Source organism: Salipiger aestuarii (assembly GCF_003259905.1).
GTDB lineage: Bacteria > Pseudomonadota > Alphaproteobacteria > Rhodobacterales > Rhodobacteraceae > Salipiger > Salipiger aestuarii.
This window is the reverse complement of sequence record NZ_QLMG01000014.1, coordinates 41918-57496: the sequence shown is the minus strand read 5'-3', so window position 1 is coordinate 57496 and position 15579 is coordinate 41918. Positions and strand designations below refer to the sequence as shown.

At 64.2% G+C, this 15579-nt stretch carries 16 protein-coding genes; 15 read left to right on the top strand and 1 reads right to left on the bottom strand.

Annotated elements, in window-relative coordinates:
• Positions 1-99 precede the first annotated feature (99 nt).
• The 13 genes from ATI53_RS09580 to ATI53_RS09520 all read left to right on the top strand — a co-directional run bounded on the left by ATI53_RS09580 (position 100) and on the right by ATI53_RS09520 (position 12451).
• Positions 100-885: a 23S rRNA (adenine(2030)-N(6))-methyltransferase RlmJ gene (locus ATI53_RS09580; RefSeq protein WP_009504291.1), complete on the top strand. Its 786-nt coding sequence runs from the start codon at positions 100-102 to the stop codon at positions 883-885.
• Positions 886-1191: 306 nt separating this feature from the next.
• Positions 1192-1620 (top strand): hypothetical protein, encoded by a 429-nt coding sequence (locus ATI53_RS09575; RefSeq protein ID WP_009504715.1) that lies wholly within the window; start codon positions 1192-1194, stop codon positions 1618-1620.
• A 93-nt stretch (positions 1621-1713) separates the two neighbouring features.
• Positions 1714-2160 carry a tellurite resistance TerB family protein gene (locus ATI53_RS09570; RefSeq protein WP_111550280.1) on the top strand — a complete coding sequence of 149 codons (447 nt, stop codon included), beginning with the start codon at positions 1714-1716 and terminating at the stop codon, positions 2158-2160.
• Positions 2161-2226: 66 nt separating this feature from the next.
• Entirely contained in the window at positions 2227-2667 is a 441-nt protein-coding gene (locus ATI53_RS09565; protein ID WP_009504717.1) for a tellurite resistance TerB family protein, read from the top strand.
• 180 nt (positions 2668-2847) lie between these two features.
• Positions 2848-3624: an ABC transporter ATP-binding protein gene (locus tag ATI53_RS09560; RefSeq protein WP_009504718.1), complete on the top strand. Its 777-nt coding sequence runs from the start codon at positions 2848-2850 to the stop codon at positions 3622-3624.
• Positions 3625-3657: 33 nt separating this feature from the next.
• Positions 3658-4386, top strand: a complete 729-nt coding sequence (locus ATI53_RS09555) for a transporter substrate-binding domain-containing protein (protein WP_111550279.1) — start codon at positions 3658-3660, stop codon at positions 4384-4386.
• Between the two features lie 54 nt (positions 4387-4440).
• A complete protein-coding gene (locus ATI53_RS09550) occupies positions 4441-5322 on the top strand; it encodes an ABC transporter permease (RefSeq protein ID WP_111550278.1) in 882 nt (293 codons plus the stop codon).
• A gap of 55 nt (positions 5323-5377) precedes the next feature.
• Positions 5378-6184 carry an ABC transporter permease gene (locus ATI53_RS09545; protein ID WP_009504721.1) on the top strand — a complete coding sequence of 269 codons (807 nt, stop codon included), beginning with the start codon at positions 5378-5380 and terminating at the stop codon, positions 6182-6184.
• A gap of 122 nt (positions 6185-6306) precedes the next feature.
• A complete protein-coding gene (locus tag ATI53_RS09540; protein WP_009504722.1) occupies positions 6307-7650 on the top strand; it encodes a glutamine synthetase family protein in 1344 nt (447 codons plus the stop codon).
• Between the two features lie 65 nt (positions 7651-7715).
• Positions 7716-8399 (top strand): type 1 glutamine amidotransferase, encoded by a 684-nt coding sequence (locus ATI53_RS09535; RefSeq protein WP_009504723.1) that lies wholly within the window; start codon positions 7716-7718, stop codon positions 8397-8399.
• Positions 8396-9754, top strand: coding sequence for a glutamine synthetase family protein (locus tag ATI53_RS09530; RefSeq protein ID WP_009504724.1), 1359 nt, complete (start codon positions 8396-8398; stop codon positions 9752-9754). The genes ATI53_RS09535 and ATI53_RS09530 overlap by 4 nt, the downstream gene beginning before the upstream one ends.
• A gap of 69 nt (positions 9755-9823) precedes the next feature.
• Positions 9824-11125: an NAD(P)/FAD-dependent oxidoreductase gene (locus ATI53_RS09525; protein WP_111550277.1), complete on the top strand. Its 1302-nt coding sequence runs from the start codon at positions 9824-9826 to the stop codon at positions 11123-11125.
• A 114-nt stretch (positions 11126-11239) separates the two neighbouring features.
• On the top strand, positions 11240-12451 hold the full coding sequence (locus tag ATI53_RS09520; protein ID WP_111550276.1) for a DegT/DnrJ/EryC1/StrS family aminotransferase: 1212 nt from the start codon (positions 11240-11242) through the stop codon (positions 12449-12451).
• 51 nt (positions 12452-12502) lie between these two features.
• On the opposite strand, the gene phaR is transcribed toward ATI53_RS09520, so the two are convergent.
• Complete coding sequence (phaR, locus tag ATI53_RS09515) at positions 12503-13048, bottom strand: polyhydroxyalkanoate synthesis repressor PhaR (protein ID WP_111550275.1); 546 nt, start codon at positions 13046-13048, stop codon at positions 12503-12505.
• A gap of 433 nt (positions 13049-13481) precedes the next feature.
• On the opposite strand from phaR, the gene ATI53_RS09505 reads away from it, so the two are divergent.
• Complete coding sequence (locus tag ATI53_RS09505) at positions 13482-13916, top strand: MarR family winged helix-turn-helix transcriptional regulator (protein ID WP_009504729.1); 435 nt, start codon at positions 13482-13484, stop codon at positions 13914-13916.
• Positions 13913-15541, top strand: a complete 1629-nt coding sequence (locus ATI53_RS09500) for an efflux MFS transporter permease (protein ID WP_111550273.1) — start codon at positions 13913-13915, stop codon at positions 15539-15541. The genes ATI53_RS09505 and ATI53_RS09500 overlap by 4 nt, the downstream gene beginning before the upstream one ends.
• The last annotated feature ends 38 nt before the right edge of the window (positions 15542-15579 follow it).

Genomic DNA, 15579 nt, shown 5'->3' with positions numbered 1-15579 from the left:
GGTGCGGGCCCGCGCCGCCGGACCGATGCGGCAAAAAACAGCCGTCGCCTATCGGCGCGCGATGCCCTAGAACGCGCCGACACCCCTGCCGGAGCCGCCATGCTTTCCTATCAGCACCTTTATCACGCCGGAAACCTCGCGGATGTGCAGAAACACGCGCTGCTTGCGTGGATGCTTGACTACCTGATGCGTAAGGACAAGCCCGTGAGCTATATCGAAACCCATGCAGGGCGCGGGCTGTACGATCTGTCCGCCAGCGAGGCGCAGCGCACCGGTGAGGCGGCCAAGGGCATCGGCACGCTGTCGGGCGCATTGCCCAAGGACCACCCCTATACACAGGCGCTGGAAACGATCCGCGCCGCGCATGGGCCGGACGCCTACCCCGGATCGCCGCTGATCGCGCGCACGGTACTGCGCGACACCGACCGGCTGCATCTGGCCGAACTGCATCCGCAGGAACACGCAGCCCTGTGCAAGGCGGCGCGCGGGCATAACGTCGCCATCCACCATCAGGACGGGTTCGACCTGGCGCAAAGCCTCTGCCCGCCGGATCCGCGCCGGGGCATGATGCTGGTCGACCCGTCATATGAGGTGAAACGCGACTACGACAGCATTCCGCGCTTTCTGGGGCGGATCGCACGCAAATGGAACGTCGGCGTTCTTGCGCTGTGGTATCCGATCCTGACCTCGGGGCTGCATGAGCCGATGCTGCGCACGCTGCAGGCCGCCCACCCCGAGGCGCTGCGCCATGAGATCCGGTTTCCTCCGATCCGCGAGGGGCACCGGATGATCGGCTCCGGCATGTTCGTCCTAAACCCGCCCTGGGGGCTGGCCGATGAAACAAGGCGCATCGACCGGCTGTTCCATGCGGTGAAAAAACACTGAGCGGATTCCGGTCCGACGTGTATCCTGCCTTGGATGAGCACCGACCGCCCCCTTTCCGGCGCCCCGCGCCGCCGCCCGTGCCGCCAGCGTTCCGGGGGAGCGCGACCGGCGCATTCGCGCGCGCGGGCGTGGGCGGCCCCGCGCCATTCCGCCGGACCCGGCGCGGCCCGCCCGATCGACACGACATCCACCATTGCCAGTTGCGGCCCGGCGCCCCAGATTACCACTCTAGCGGCTGGAAAGGACTGACATGCCGAAACCTGTTCACGCGCGTCTGGCGCCCTCTTCGCCCAAGGCAGGCCCGGCTTGGGACGCAATCTGAGGTTCTGGCTAACCGCCCCGCGGGCGGCGCCGTTCGATCCGGGCGATGCGCCGCTTGCGCTTGGCGCGCTGTTGCTGCGCGCGGCGCGCACCGACCATGCGCCCCTGCTTGCGCTGCCGGGATTGCTGAGCGCGGTTCTGGCGCGGCGCTACGACCTGACCGCCAGGGAAGCATCCGAGATGCTGGAGGCCTGCGCCCGCGTCGAAGCCGCCGCCCCCGCCAGCGCGGAATTTGCCGCCGTGCTGCATGCGGTCATCTGCCACGCGGACCGGCGCGCCATGGCGGTCAGCCTGAGCGACACACTGGTGTCCGCCGGGCTTTGCACGCCGGACGATCCCCGTGCCATGGCGCTGAGCGAGGCGGTGCTGGGGGTGCTTCCGACCGAGATCGACCTGCCGCGCCGCGCCGGCTAGGCGGTGATTTCGCGGTCACCACGCCCGGACCCGTCCCCCCGCCTTGCGGCGCACGCAACACCGGCGGATCCCCCAACACCAAAGGACAAAGCCATGTTCGAACGACTGAAAGCGATGCTTCACCTTGGCAAGCGGCCCGACCGGCCCTTGCCCGATCTGGATGCAAGCCACGCTCTGGGCGCGCTTCTGGTCAAGGTCGCGCTGGCGGACCACGGCTATCTGTTCGAGGAGATCGAACAGATCGACCGCACCCTAGCCAGGGCCATGGGGCTGGATCCGGTCCGGGCCGCGCGGATGCGAGCGGCCTGCGAAAAGCTTGCCAAGGACGGCCCCGATGCCGCGACCATGGCCGCCCATATCCGCGAAGCCGTACCGCTGGCGCAACGCCGCGCCGCCGCCGAGGCGCTGTGGGATGTTGTCCATGCCGACGGCGTTACCGGCACCGATGAAGCTGCCATGGTCGCGAGGATCGAAGAACACCTCGGGCTTGGGGACAATGCGCTTGAAGCCGAACGCCTCAGGATGCTGGACACGCTTTGACGCCGCCGCTCACGCGGGCGAGAGCGGCGCTTTCCTGCCCGCCTCGGGCGCGCTATATGCAAGGGCATGTTCGCAGAATTCCTTCGCAGGCTCACCGAGCCCGGCCCCGCGCCCCTGCCCGACACCGACGCCCGCCTTGCGCTGACCGCGCTGCTGGTGCGCGTCGCACGGGCCGATGAAACCTATGATACCGCCGAAAGCAGCCGGATCGACCGCATCGTCGCCGCCCGCTACGCGCTGTCGCCGTTCGAAGCGGCAAAGCTGCGCAGCGATGCCGAGGCGCTGGAAGCCGAAGCGCCCGACACCGTGCGGTTCACCCGGTCGATCAAGGACGCGGTAAGCTACGATGAGCGCATCGGCGTGATCGAGGCGCTGTGGCAGGTGGTGCTAGCGGATGGCGTGCGCGAGGCCGAGGAAGACGCTCTGTTGCGGCTGGTAACCAACCTGCTGGGGATCAGCGATATGGATTCGGCGCTTGCGCGCAAACGGGTCGAGGCCGCGCGCTGAACCGCGGGTCGGCGGCGCCCAGAGGCGCGCGCGCGGCGCCTTTCGGTTGGGCGTTTGCTGCATGACGCGGCGAAAACCCGGCAGGCGATGCCGTTTTGCGCATTGCATTGCCCGGCGGTTTCCGCCCATGTTTTGGCTCACCGACCGATCGACACCCAATGCATTTTCCAGAGGTAAGGCTTGCCGAACGCCACCCCCGTCATCCAGATCCGCAACCTGCACAAGGCATACGGCAGCCTTGAGGTGCTGAAGGGCGTCAATGTCACCGCGCATCGCGGCGACGTGGTGTCACTGATTGGCTCGTCCGGGTCTGGCAAATCGACGCTGCTGCGCTGCTGCAACCTGCTCGAAGACAGCCAGCAGGGCGACATCCTGTTCCAGGGCGAACCCGTCGCGTGGAATGGCAAGGGCCACGCCCGCAGCCCGGCCGATCCGCGACAGGTGCTGCGCATCCGCACCAACCTGTCGATGGTGTTCCAGCAGTTCAACCTGTGGGCCCACATGACCATCCTGCAAAACGTGATGGAGGCCCCGGTGTCGGTGCTGAAACGCGCCCCCGCCGAGGTCGAGAATGCCGCGCGCGCCTACCTTGACAAGGTGGGCATCGGCGACAAGGCCGACGCCTTTCCCGCGCAGCTGTCGGGCGGCCAGCAACAACGCGCCGCCATTGCGCGTGCGCTGTGCATGGAACCCCAGGCGCTGCTGTTTGACGAACCGACCTCGGCGCTGGACCCGGAACTGGAACAGGAGGTGGTCAAGGTCATCAAGGATCTTGCCGCCGAAGGGCGCACGATGCTGATCGTCACGCATGACATGAAGATGGCCCATGACGTCAGCGACCACGTCGTTTTCCTGCACCAGGGCCTGATCGAGGAACAAGGCCCGCCGGAAACGCTGTTCGGCGCGCCGAAATCCGAACGCCTGCAAGGGTTCCTGAAATCCACGACCCATGCGTAAGCCGTGGGCAAGTCCAACCAAGGGAGCAATCGAATGAACAAGATCCTTTTCGGCACCGCCGCGCTGGCGATGAGCGCAAGCATGGCACTGGCGCAGGACGTGGTGCGGCTGGGCACCGAAGGCGCCTACCCTCCGTACAACTTCATCAACGACGCGGGCGAGGTCGACGGCTTTGAACGCGCACTGGGCGACGAGCTGTGCAGCCGCGCCGAACTGACCTGCGAATGGGTCACCAACGACTGGGATTCGATCATTCCCAACCTGGTTTCGGGCAACTACGACGCGATCATCGCGGGCATGTCGATCACGCCCGAGCGCGAAGAGGTGGTGGCCTTTACCCAGAACTACACCCCGCCGTCGCCCTCCGCCTATGCCGCGACGACGGATGGAATCGACCTGGATACGGCGGTGATCGCGGCGCAGACCGGCACCATCCAGTCGGCCCATGTGGCCACCATGGAAGGCGCGACACTGGTCGAATACCCGTCCCCCGACGAAACCGTCGCCGCGATGAAATCCGGCGAGGCCGATGCGGTGCTGTCGGACAAGGACTACCTGATCCCGGTGGTCGAGGAATCCGGTGGCGCAGTGATGTTCGTGGGCGACGACGTGCCGCTGGGCGGCGGCATCGGCATGGCCTTCCGCCAGTCCGACCCCGAGCTGCGCGAAAAATTCGACGCGGCGATCCAGTCCATGAAGGACGATGGCACTCTCAACGCGATGATTGTCGAATATCTCGGCGAAGACAGCCCAAAGTTCTGATGGCCCCCGCCCCGGCCGCCTGCGTGGCCGGGGCCCGAAGACCGGAGAGCGACCATCTTTCCCTCTTGCGCCGATCCATCGACCCTGTCCGGCCTCAGCTGGCTGATGTGCTACCTGACGACGGGCAAGCACATGGCGTTCTATGGCTCGTTCGGAACGGTGTTGTTGCTGCTGGCGATCACCGCGCCGGTGGCGCTGGCGTTCGGGTTCGGCGGCGCGATGGCGGCCAGGTCGCGGGTCGCACCGCTGCGATGGCTGGGCAAGGCCTATATCGCCGTGGTGCGCGGGGTGCCGGACATCGCGTTTTTCCTGTTCTTTGTCATCGCGCTGGACCAGCTTTTCGAATGGCTCCGGCATCAGGCCAAATGCCCTGACTGGGACGCGGCGATCCGGCAGGGCAATGATTTCGTGGTCTGCCCGGCCGCCAAGCTGCCGCTGTCGTCCTCGCCTCAGATCTGGCACGAGGCCTATGGATTCAGCCTTGCGGTGCTGACCTTCGCCATCGTGTTCGGTGCATTCGCCGCCAACGTGCTGTTCGGCGCGATGAAGGCGGTGCCCCGCGCGCAGCTGGAAACCGCCGAGGCCTATGGCATGTCGCACCGCCAGACGTTCTGGCGCATCCTTGTGCCGCAGATGTGGGTCTATGCGCTGCCCGGATTGTCGAACCTGTGGATGGTGCTCATCAAGGCGACGCCGCTGCTGTTCCTGCTGGGGATCGAAGACATCGTGTACTGGGCGCGCGAACTGGGCGGATCGAAAACGCCGCGGTTCACCGATTACCCGCATGGCGACTGGCGGGTGTATTATTTCGGCGCTCTTCTGGTGTTCTACCTGTGTTTTACGAGGGTGTCCGAAATCGTGCTGGGCCGGGTGATGAAGCGCCTGACCCACGGACAGGCCACCATGGGCGGCGAAGCGCAAAGGAAGGCGGCGTGATGCGCCTGGCCTTTCCTGTCAGGGTGCGCCCGCTGCCGGGCGCGAAAGGACACGCATGAGCTGCTGGGACGTAGTGGCGGATTACGGATTGCGCTCGATCGGGATCGGAGAGCGCCTGTTGCCGCGCGACGACTTCACCCTGTGCAAGCAGGTGGTGCTGATCGGGTCCGGGATGATCTGGAACGTCTATTTCGGGATTCTGGCGCTGGGGGCGGGGTTCTTTCTGGCCACGGCCCTTGCGGTCGGCAAGGCATCGAAGGTGACGGCGCTGCGCAAGCTGTCGGAGTGGTTCATTTTCGTGTTTCGCGGATCACCCTTGTTCATCCAGTTCTTTTTTGCCTATTTCCTGTTTCTTGCGCTGAAATCCGTCTCGCCGCTGTTCGACCCGTTCAGCGCGGCATGGCTTGGGGCGCTGATCGTGCTGTTCTTCAACACCGCCGCCTATTCGGGCGAGATCTTTTACGGCGCGCTGCTGTCCGTCCCCAAGGGCGACATCGAGGCGGCGGGCGCCTATGGCTTTTCCGGCTGGCCACGCTTTCGCCGCATCGTGTGGCCAACCATGCTGCGGCTGGCCTGGCCGGCCTATACCAACGAGGCGATCTTTCTGTTTCACGCCACGACGCTGGTGTTTTTCAGTGGATTTCCGGCGTGGCAACAACGTGGCGACGCGCTGTATTACGCCAGCTACTTCGCCGACAAGACCTTTAATCCGTTTGTCGCCTATCCGATCCTGGCGGGGTATTTCATTCTGCTCACACTGGTCGTGATTGCGGTTTTCGGGGCGATAAACCGGCATCTGAACCGGCATCTGCCGCAAGAGCATCGGGCCGGGGTGCGCTATCGCCCCAATCTGGTTCGCTGATTTTCTCGGCGCCGACCGGGTCCTCCTTGCGCAAATACTGGGGCCCGACGCGTCGCGCCGCTTGCCACAGGACCGCGGCTCGTCTACTCTTGAATTTGATCAAATCCCCTTATCGGTGACCCATGAACGACCCCAAGAGCTGGCTGCGCAAGAACCCGCAGGTCCGCACCATTCGCGTGGCGGCCTCTGACCTTAACGGACAAATGCGGGGCAAGCGTGTTCCCGCCCGCTTTGCCGACAAGGTGGTCGAGGAGGGCACGCGCTTTCCGCTGTCCGTGATGAACCTGGACATCTGGGGCGAAGACATCGACGACAGTCCGCTGGTGTTCGAAAGCGGGGATCGCGACGGCGTGCTGCGCCCCACCGAGCGCGGTTTCGTCCCGATGCCCTGGCTTGAGGCGCCCACCGCCCTGCTGCCGATCTGGATGTATCTCGAAGACGGCCGCCCGTTCGAGGCCGACCCCCGCCACGCGCTGGCGCAGGTGCTAAAGCGGTACAAGGCGCGCGGACTGACGCCGATGGTGGCAGTCGAGCTGGAGTTTTTCCTGATCGACGACAGCGGCAAGTCGTTGCAGGTGCCCCTGTCGCCCCGGTCGAACAAACGCCGCAAGGCGGCCGAGGTCATGTCGATCCGCGCGCTGGATGCGTTCGACGTGTTCTTTACCGATCTCTATGACGCCTGTGAAGACATGGATATCCCCGCGGATCAGGCGATTTCCGAGGCGGGCCTTGGCCAGTTCGAAATCAACCTGATGCACCAGGCCGACGCGCTGCATGCCGCCGACGATGCGTGGCTGTTCAAGATGCTGGTGCGCGGGCTGGCCCGGCGGCACGGGTTTGCCGCTTCCTTCATGGCCAAACCCTACGAGGATTATGCCGGTTCGGGCATGCATGTGCATTTCTCGGTGCTGGACGAGGATGGCAACAACATCTTTGACGACGGTGGCCCCAAGGGCACCGATCAACTGCGCCACGCTGTGGGCGGCTTGCTGAACGCGATGCATGACAGCACGCTGATCTTTGCCCCGCACCAGAACAGCTATGACCGGCTGGTGCCGGAAAACCACGCGCCCTGCGGCATTTGCTGGGCCTATGAAAACCGCACCTCGGCCATTCGCATTCCCGGCGGCAGTTCCAAGGCGCGCCGCATCGAACACCGAGTCGCGGGCGGCGATGTGAACCCCTATCTGCTGCTGGCGACCCTGCTTGGGGCGGCGCTGACCGGCATCGAGGACCAGGCCGAACCGCCTGCCCCGATCACCGGCAACGCCTATGCGCAGGATCTGCCGCTGATCCCCGGCACCTGGAAAGACGCGATGGATGCGTTCGAGAAAAGCGAGATCATGCCGCGAATCCTGCCGCCGGGGCTGATCCGCTACTTCCTCGCGACCAAACGGCAGGAACTGCGATACATGGCCGAACTGTCCCCCGCCGAGCAGGCGGAAATCTATCTCGACACGGTCTGAGGCTCCGCTTGCCGCGCGCCGAGCGCGCGGCTAGGGTCCGGCCATCAACGAACATTGGTGCATTCATGAAAATCGGCATCCTCCAGCCAGGCCTCGTGCCGGACGTCATCCTTCAAGAGGTGGGCGATTATGACACGCAATTCCGGCAACTGCTTGCGGGCCAGGGATTTGACTTTGAAACCTGGAAGGTGGTGAACGGCGACTTTCCCGCCGGGGTGGACGCTGCCGATGGCTGGCTGATCACCGGGTCGCGCCACGGCGCGTATGAGGATCACCCGTGGATAGCCCCGCTGGAGGATCTGATCCGCGCCATCTATGCCAGTGGCAAGCCGCTGATCGGGGTGTGTTTCGGCCACCAGATCATCGCGCAGGCACTTGGCGGCAAGGTCGAGAAATCTGACAGGGGCTGGGTCGTCGGCCCGACCCTGTATCGCTACGACGACAAGGTGCGGCTGGTGAATGCCTGGCATCAGGATCAGGTCGTCGCGCTACCCGAGGGGGCCGAGGCGGTTGCCTCGTCCGAAGTCTGTCGCTATGCGGCGATCCACTATCCCGGCCACGCCTATACGGTGCAGCCGCACCCGGAATTCCGCCGCGATTTCACCCAGGCACTTATCGCCCATCGCGCGCCCGGCGTGGTGCCCCCCGATCTGGTATCGGACGCCGCATCAAAGCTGGACATGCCGCTGGACAGCGCCGAAATCGGCGCGCAATTCGCGCGGTTCTTCAGGGAAAAGAGGCTCGCATGAGCGATCATAGCGCAAACCTGCCCCCCGCCGCCGCCGCCTACCTGGAAGGGCGCCGGCTGGACGAGGTGGAATGTATCATCTCGGACCTTCCGGGCATCGCGCGGGGCAAGGCTGTGCCCGCATCGAAATTCGAACGCCAGGCCTATTTTCACCTGCCGGATTCGATCTTTTACCAGACCATCACCGGCGAATGGGGCGAGGCTGCCGGCGAGGAGGGGTTCATCGAACGCGACATGATCCTGAAACCCGACATGAGCACGGCCACGGCCGCGCCCTGGACGGCGGACTGGACGCTGCAGGTGATCCACGACGCCTATGATCGCAAGGAACGGCCCATTCCCTTTGCCCCGCGCAATGTGCTGAAACGAGTGTGCAAACTGTATGAAGACCAGGGCTGGCAGCCGGTCGTGGCCCCCGAGATGGAATTTTTTATCGTGGCGCGCAACCTTGATCCGGCGCAGGACATCAAGCCGATGATGGGCCGCTCGGGGCGCCCCGCCGCCGCACGGCAGGCCTATTCGATGACGGCGGTGGACGAATTCGGCCCCGTGATCGACGACATCTACGATTTCGCCGAGGCTCAGGGGTTCGAGATCGACGGCATCACGCAAGAAGGCGGCGCCGGACAGCTCGAAATCAACCTGCGCCACGGCGATCCGGTCAAGCTGGCCGACGAGGTGTTCTATTTCAAGCGGCTGATCCGCGAGGCGGCGCTGCGCCACGATTGTTTCGCCACCTTCATGGCAAAGCCCATTGCGGATGAACCGGGATCGGCCATGCACATTCACCATTCGGTGATGGACATCGAAACCGGCCGCAACATCTTTTCCGGGCCGGCGGGCGGCGAGACGGACGCGTTTTTCAACTTTATCGGCGGATTGCAGACCCATCTTCCGGCGGCGGTGGCGGTGATGGCGCCGTATGTCAATTCCTACCGCCGCTATGTGCGCGATCATGCCGCGCCGATCAATCTGGAATGGGGGCGCGACAACCGCACGACGGGCATTCGCATTCCGCTGTCCGGCCCCGGGGCGCGACGGGTGGAAAACCGTCTCGCGGGGATGGATTGCAATCCCTACCTTGGGATCGCGGCGTCGCTGGCCTGTGGCTATCTGGGCATGATGCAGGAATTGCGCCCTTCCAGGCAGTTCAGAGGCGATGCCTATGAGGGCGAAGGCGATATTCCCCGCGTATTGGGGTCGGCGCTGGATCTGTGGGAAGGGGCGACCGAGCTGCATGAGGTGCTGGGGCCGGAATTCGCACGGGTTTACACGATTGTGAAGCGGGCGGAATACGAAGAATTCCTCGCCGTGATCTCTCCGTGGGAACGTGAGCACCTGCTGCTGAACGTGTAGGGGGCCAGCCCCCTCGGCCTTGCGGCCTCACCCCCGGAGTTTACCTGGCAAGATGAAAGGGCGGGCCGGATGGATCTGCTGTTTTCCAACGATCAGAAGGGCCAGTATCCCGAAAGCTGGTATGCGGCGACGGCGCTGCATCCGCATCGGCACCCTGCCCTGGCGGGGGACGTGCGGGCGGATGTCTGCATCGTGGGAGCGGGGTTTACCGGCCTGTCGGCGGCGCTGCACATGGCCGAGGCGGGGCTGGAGGTGGTGGTGCTGGAAGCGCACCGGGTCGGCTTTGGCGCATCCGGGCGCAACGGCGGACAGCTTGGCAGCGGACAGCGGGTGGACCAGCTGGCGCTGGAGTCGATGATCGGGCGTGGGGATGCGCGCAAGTACTGGGATCTTGGCGAAGAGGCGAAGGCGCTGGTGCGTTCGCTTGTGACCCGGCACGGTATCGACTGTCAGTTGCGCGATGGGGTCGCGTGGTGCGGATCGCGTCCCGCTGACGTGGTCCATCTGCATGATTATGCCGCGCATATGGCGACGCAGTACGATTACGACATGGACGTGATGGGCGCCGAGGCGTTCCGCGTGCTGTGCCCGTCGCCCGATTACTGCGGCGGCGTGCTGGATATGGGGGCGGCGCATTTGCATCCCCTGCGGCTGGCGCAGGGTCTGGCGCAGGCAGCGGTGGTGGCGGGCGCGCGGATTTTCGAACGTTCGCATGTGACGGATGTGAATGAGGCGGCCGAGTGCGTCATTCGCACCGCGCAGGGCAGCGTGCGCGCGTCGCAGGTGGTTTATGCCGGGAACGGCTATCTGGGATCGTTGCAGCCACGCGTCGCGCGCCGCGTCATGGCGATCAACAATTTCATCGTCGCGACCGAGCCTCTGGGCGCGCGCGTGTCCGAGGTGCTGACCCGCGACGTGGCCGTGGCCGACAGCCGCCATGTGGTGAATTATTTCCGCCTGTCGCCGGACGGGCGGCTGCTGTTCGGGGGCGGCGAGAACTATTCATACCGGTTCCCCGACGATATACGCGCCAAGGTCCGCAAGCCGATGCTGGAGATCTTTCCGTCGCTGCGCGATGTGCGGCTGGATTACGCCTGGGGCGGCACGCTGGGCATCACCATGAAGCGCCTGCCGCTGCTGGAACGGCTGCGCCCCAACGTCTTTGCCGCGGCGGGCTATTCCGGCCACGGCGTCGGCACCGCGGTGCATGCCGGGCGTTTGCTGGCGGAGGCCGCCAAGGGTGTCAGCGCCGGTTTCGACGCGATGGCGGAGCTGCCGACCCCGCCCTTTCCCGGCGGCGCGGGGCTGCGCACGCCTTTGCTGAAGCTGGCGATGACCTGGTACGCCATGCGCGACCGGCTTGGCATCTGACAGGGTCTGCATCCACGGGCATTGCGACAGACCTTGAAAAGCGGCGGTTTTCACTTGGCTGTAACAATCATGATGTTTAAGCTTTCCCGATACCAGCTTTCGGGATTTTGAAAGATGAGCAGCCTGCCAAATATGCACGACGCCGAGCCCATCCCGGCCGAAGCCCGCGCCGAGATCGACCGGCTTTTGCAATCGGGAGACCTGTTCCGCTATACCGCACCGCAGGATGCCCCGGTGGCGCTGCTGGAGCGTGAATTCGCGGCCATGATGGGGACCAAATACGCGCTGGCGGTGTCAAGCTGTTCGGCGGCGCTGTTTCTGTCGCTCAAGGCGCTTGGCCTGCCGCGCGATGCGCGGGTGATGATCCCCGGCTTTACCTTTGCCGCCGTGCCGTCGGCCATCGTGCACGCGGATTGCGCGCCCGTGCTGTGCGAGGTCGGCGAGAATTACCGCATCGTCCTGGACGATTTCAAAGCCAGACTGGACAGCGTTCAGGCGGTCGTCATCAGCCACATGCGCGGGCATACATCGGATATGGACGCGATCATGGCGCTGTGTGACGCGCGCGGCATTCCGGTGATCGAGGACGCGGCGCATTCGCTGGGCACGGTCTGGAGCGGGCGCAAGATCGGCACCATCGGGTGCATCGGCTGCTTTTCGTTTCAGAGTTACAAGCTGGTAAACGCGGGCGAAGGCGGCATTCTTGTCACCGACGACGCCGACCTCGCCGCGCAGGCGGTGATCCTGTCCGGGGCGTATGAACACAACTGGAAGAAACACATCGCCCACGGCGACAACACCGGCGCACTGGCGCAGGCGTTCGCGCGCTGGCAGAACAAGCTGCCGCTCTACAATCTGCGCATGTCAAATCTGTCCGCGGCGGTGATCCGCCCGCAGCTGGCCCATGTCAGCCGCCGCGTGAGCGATGGCCGGCGCAACCACGATTTCGTCGCCGCGCGGATCGGACGCTCGGCCTGGATTTCGGTGCCCGACAAGCTGGAACCGGAAGAACGCGCGCCGGATTCGCTACAATTCAATCTTGTCGGCATGGACCGACAAGAGGTGCGCGCCTTTGCCGATGCCGCAGCCACGATGGGCATCAAGGTGCAGGTGTTCGGGCTGTCGACCGACAATGCCCGCGCGTTCTGGAACTGGCATTTTCTGCCCGAAATGCCGGAGCTGCCGCGCACCCGTGCCATGCTGGAGACGGCCTGTGACACCCGCCTGCCCGCCCGGCTGACGCTGGACGATTGCGCGCTTGTGGCCGATATTCTGTCGGCTGCCGCCGAGCAGGTGATGGGTCCCGGCCGCGCCTACGGCACCTGAACGCAAAAGGCGTGCCCGGCGCCGCCCCTGCCCCGCCGCAGGACGCCGGGATTACTTTTCGATCCTGGACAGTTTCGATTGCAACTCGGCAAGCTGTTTCTTTATGGCGTCCAGATCTTCTTCTTCGCCTGTGTCGGCGTCGGGCGCGGACCATTGATTGCCCATGCCCCCCGTCATCGCCTTGAGAAACGCCTCTTGCTGGGCCTGCATCGCCTCGAACCCCGGTATCTTGGGCATCATCGGGTTCGACGATACGCTTTCGGCCCACTTGTTATGGCTTTCGCGGAACGCCTCGAAACTGGCGGCAAGGAACTGGGGCACCGCCGAGGTCGCCGTGGTGGTGTAGCTGCGCACCAGGTCGGTCAACACGTTGATCGGCAACACCGATTCCCCGCGCGATTCATGTTCTGCCACGATTTGCAGCAGGTATTGCCGCGTCAGGTCGTCGCCGGATTTCAGATCGACGATCTGAACGTCGCGCCCTTCGCGGATAAAGCCCGAAATGTCTTCAAGCGTGACGTAATCGCTGGTCTCCGTGTTGTAGAGACGGCGACTGGCATATCGCTTGATCAGCAGCGGCTTGAGTTTTTCGGCCATGTCAACCCTCCCTGGCGTGAAGCATCGTTGCAAAAGCCTATGCGAGCGCAGAAAAAAAGGAAAGCCTTGCTTTCCCTGTACCTGCACCCCCCTATTGCTGCGATGCAGCGATGATTTCATCAAGAAAAGCTCGCGTGGCGCGGCTGTCTTCCAGCAGCAGAGGCCAGGTCGCCGCCCCCGGGATGCCCCGACGCATGTGATCCATGGTCATTGCTTTGCCGGCCTTCCCGACGGAAAGCATCGCAGTTTCGTCGCAGGGTAGCATCCGCATGACCTGCGGCACACAGCACGATCAGGGCATCGCGGAAATCTGGCGACGCAATCGGTTTTGCCACAGGCCACCCTGCGGTTACCAGAAAATGGGAACGATCTTGAATTCGCACGTCGGTCACATTAGCTGGCTAATAATTGCGAAGCTAAGGATATGCCGCACATGCAAAGCGTCGACCGCCGATTCCTGGACCTTACGTTCCGGCTGCTTCGCGAAATGCGCAAGCAGTTCGACGCCGAGGCCAAATCTCTTGACATGACGTTGTCGCGTGCCCGCGCGCTGCTCAAGATCCAGGAGAAAGAGGGATTGACCCAGACCGAGCTGGCCGATGCGTTGGACATCGAAACGCCCACGGTGAACCGCCTGCTGGACAAGCTCGAACAGAGCGGTTTCGTCGAACGGCGCCAACTGGACGGCGACAAGCGTGTACGCTGCATCTTTCTGACCGACCACGCGCGCGGCAAAGCGCGGAATATCCTGACCTTCTGCAACGATATGAGCCGACAGGTGTTCCAGGGCGTCGACCCCGACGACACCCGCGCCGCGACCGGTCTGGTGCTGAAGCTGCTTGCCAATCTGGAAGGCGGCGACTCATGACCCGCGAAGACGCGGACGCATCATCCGCCCCCGCTCCGAAAGCGCCGCCCCCCTTCGTGGCGATGCCCTGGCAGCGAGCCGCGGCCTACATGGGAGCATCGGCGCTGCTGGCGCTGACCCAGGGCCTGGGACAGGGCTTTGTCAGCTCCAACCTGCCCCAGATCGGCGGCGAAATCGGCGCCACCACCAACCAGTCGATCTGGCTGACGGCCGCTTACATGGCGCCCCGTGCGTCGTTGCCCCTGCTGCTGATAAAGATCCGAACCCAGTACGGCCTGCGCAGGTTTGCCGAAATCGGCATCGTCTTTTACGTTCTGGTTGCGCTGCTAAGCCTTATGGTCACGGATCTGCACTCGGCGATAACCGTGCAGTTTGTGGCGGGCTGTGCGTCCGCGCCGCTGTCGACGCTTGCCTTTCTGTATATGCTCGAACCGTTGTCCCCCCAAAAGAAAATGAGCGTCGGGCTGTCCGCCGCGCTGACGCTTATCATGCTCGGGCCGTCGCTTTCGCGGGTCGTGTCGCCGTTGCTCATGGCGGATGCCGGGTGGACGCCGCTGCACGTCATGGGGCTAGGCATGGCGCTGGTCTGCCTGTCCATGGTTTTTCTTCTGCCGCTGTCGCCACAGCCCCGCGCCAGGGTCATATCGGCGCTCGATATCGTCAGCTACGCATTGATCGCCATCGCCTTTGGCGGCGTGACGGTTACGTTCCTGATGGGATCGCAACTATATTGGACCGAAACCGGATGGTTGGGTGAACTGATGGTCGTCTCGCTGGCGGCGGGTGTCGTGGCGGTGGCGATCGAGCTTAACCGCAAGGCGCCGTTGCTGGATATCCGCTGGCTGGCAAGCCCGGCGATCCTGCATCTTACCGGCGCGCTGCTGCTGTTTCGCATGATCCTGTCGGAGCAGACCTCGGGCGCGCCCGGACTGTTCCGGACGCTTGGACTTGGACCGTCGCAGATCAGCCCGTTGTTTGTCGTGATCGTCGTCGCCAGTATTCTTGGCGGGATCTGTTGTGCCAGGTTCCTGGCCGCCGGGCGCGAACCGACACTGCACATGGTGGCGCTGTTTCTGATCGCCATCGGCGCCTACATGGACAGCCATTCGACCATCTTGACACGGCCCGAACAGATGTACGCCAGCCAGGCGATGATCGCCTTCGCCGGGGCGTTGTTCCTGCCCCCTGCCTTGCTGTCGGGGTTGATGTCGGCATTGGCCAAAGGGCCGAACTACATCCTGAGCTTTGTAATCGTGTTTCTTTCGACGCAAAGCATCGGCGGTGTTATCGGCTCGGGCCTGTTCAATACCTTCGTATCGCATCGCCAAGCGCTGCACATGCAGGTCCTGGGCGAACAATTGTCACGCACCGATCCGCTTGTCGCGCAAAACCTCGGCGCAGGTTCGTCGGCTTATGCCGCGACCATCAGCGACAACGGCCTGCGCCTGTCGCAGGCCGTGTCCGACATCGCTGGCACCGTTTCGACGCAGGCTTATGTGATGGCCTATAACGATGCCTTTCTGCTGCTCTCGGTGCTTGCCTCAGTCGCTTTGATGCTGCTGATTACCCATATCGGGCTGGCGCGATGGCACGCGGCCCGCAACACTGCGGCTGTTGCGACCTGACTTCAGCCGCCCCCCCCCAACCGTTTTGAAAGTTTCGC

Coding starts and splice junctions, on each gene's coding strand:
- ATI53_RS09580 (WP_009504291.1), top strand. CDS start 100: ATGCTTTCCTATCAGCACCTTTATCACGCCGGAAACCTCGCGGATGTG.
- ATI53_RS09570 (WP_111550280.1), top strand. CDS start 1,714: ATGTTCGAACGACTGAAAGCGATGCTTCACCTTGGCAAGCGGCCCGAC.
- ATI53_RS09565 (WP_009504717.1), top strand. CDS start 2,227: ATGTTCGCAGAATTCCTTCGCAGGCTCACCGAGCCCGGCCCCGCGCCC.
- ATI53_RS09555 (WP_111550279.1), top strand. CDS start 3,658: ATGAACAAGATCCTTTTCGGCACCGCCGCGCTGGCGATGAGCGCAAGC.
- ATI53_RS09545 (WP_009504721.1), top strand. CDS start 5,378: ATGAGCTGCTGGGACGTAGTGGCGGATTACGGATTGCGCTCGATCGGG.
- ATI53_RS09540 (WP_009504722.1), top strand. CDS start 6,307: ATGAACGACCCCAAGAGCTGGCTGCGCAAGAACCCGCAGGTCCGCACC.
- ATI53_RS09535 (WP_009504723.1), top strand. CDS start 7,716: ATGAAAATCGGCATCCTCCAGCCAGGCCTCGTGCCGGACGTCATCCTT.
- ATI53_RS09530 (WP_009504724.1), top strand. CDS start 8,396: ATGAGCGATCATAGCGCAAACCTGCCCCCCGCCGCCGCCGCCTACCTG.
- ATI53_RS09525 (WP_111550277.1), top strand. CDS start 9,824: ATGGATCTGCTGTTTTCCAACGATCAGAAGGGCCAGTATCCCGAAAGC.
- ATI53_RS09520 (WP_111550276.1), top strand. CDS start 11,240: ATGAGCAGCCTGCCAAATATGCACGACGCCGAGCCCATCCCGGCCGAA.
- phaR (WP_111550275.1), bottom strand. CDS start 13,048: ATGGCCGAAAAACTCAAGCCGCTGCTGATCAAGCGATATGCCAGTCGC.
- ATI53_RS09505 (WP_009504729.1), top strand. CDS start 13,482: ATGCAAAGCGTCGACCGCCGATTCCTGGACCTTACGTTCCGGCTGCTT.
- ATI53_RS09500 (WP_111550273.1), top strand. CDS start 13,913: ATGACCCGCGAAGACGCGGACGCATCATCCGCCCCCGCTCCGAAAGCG.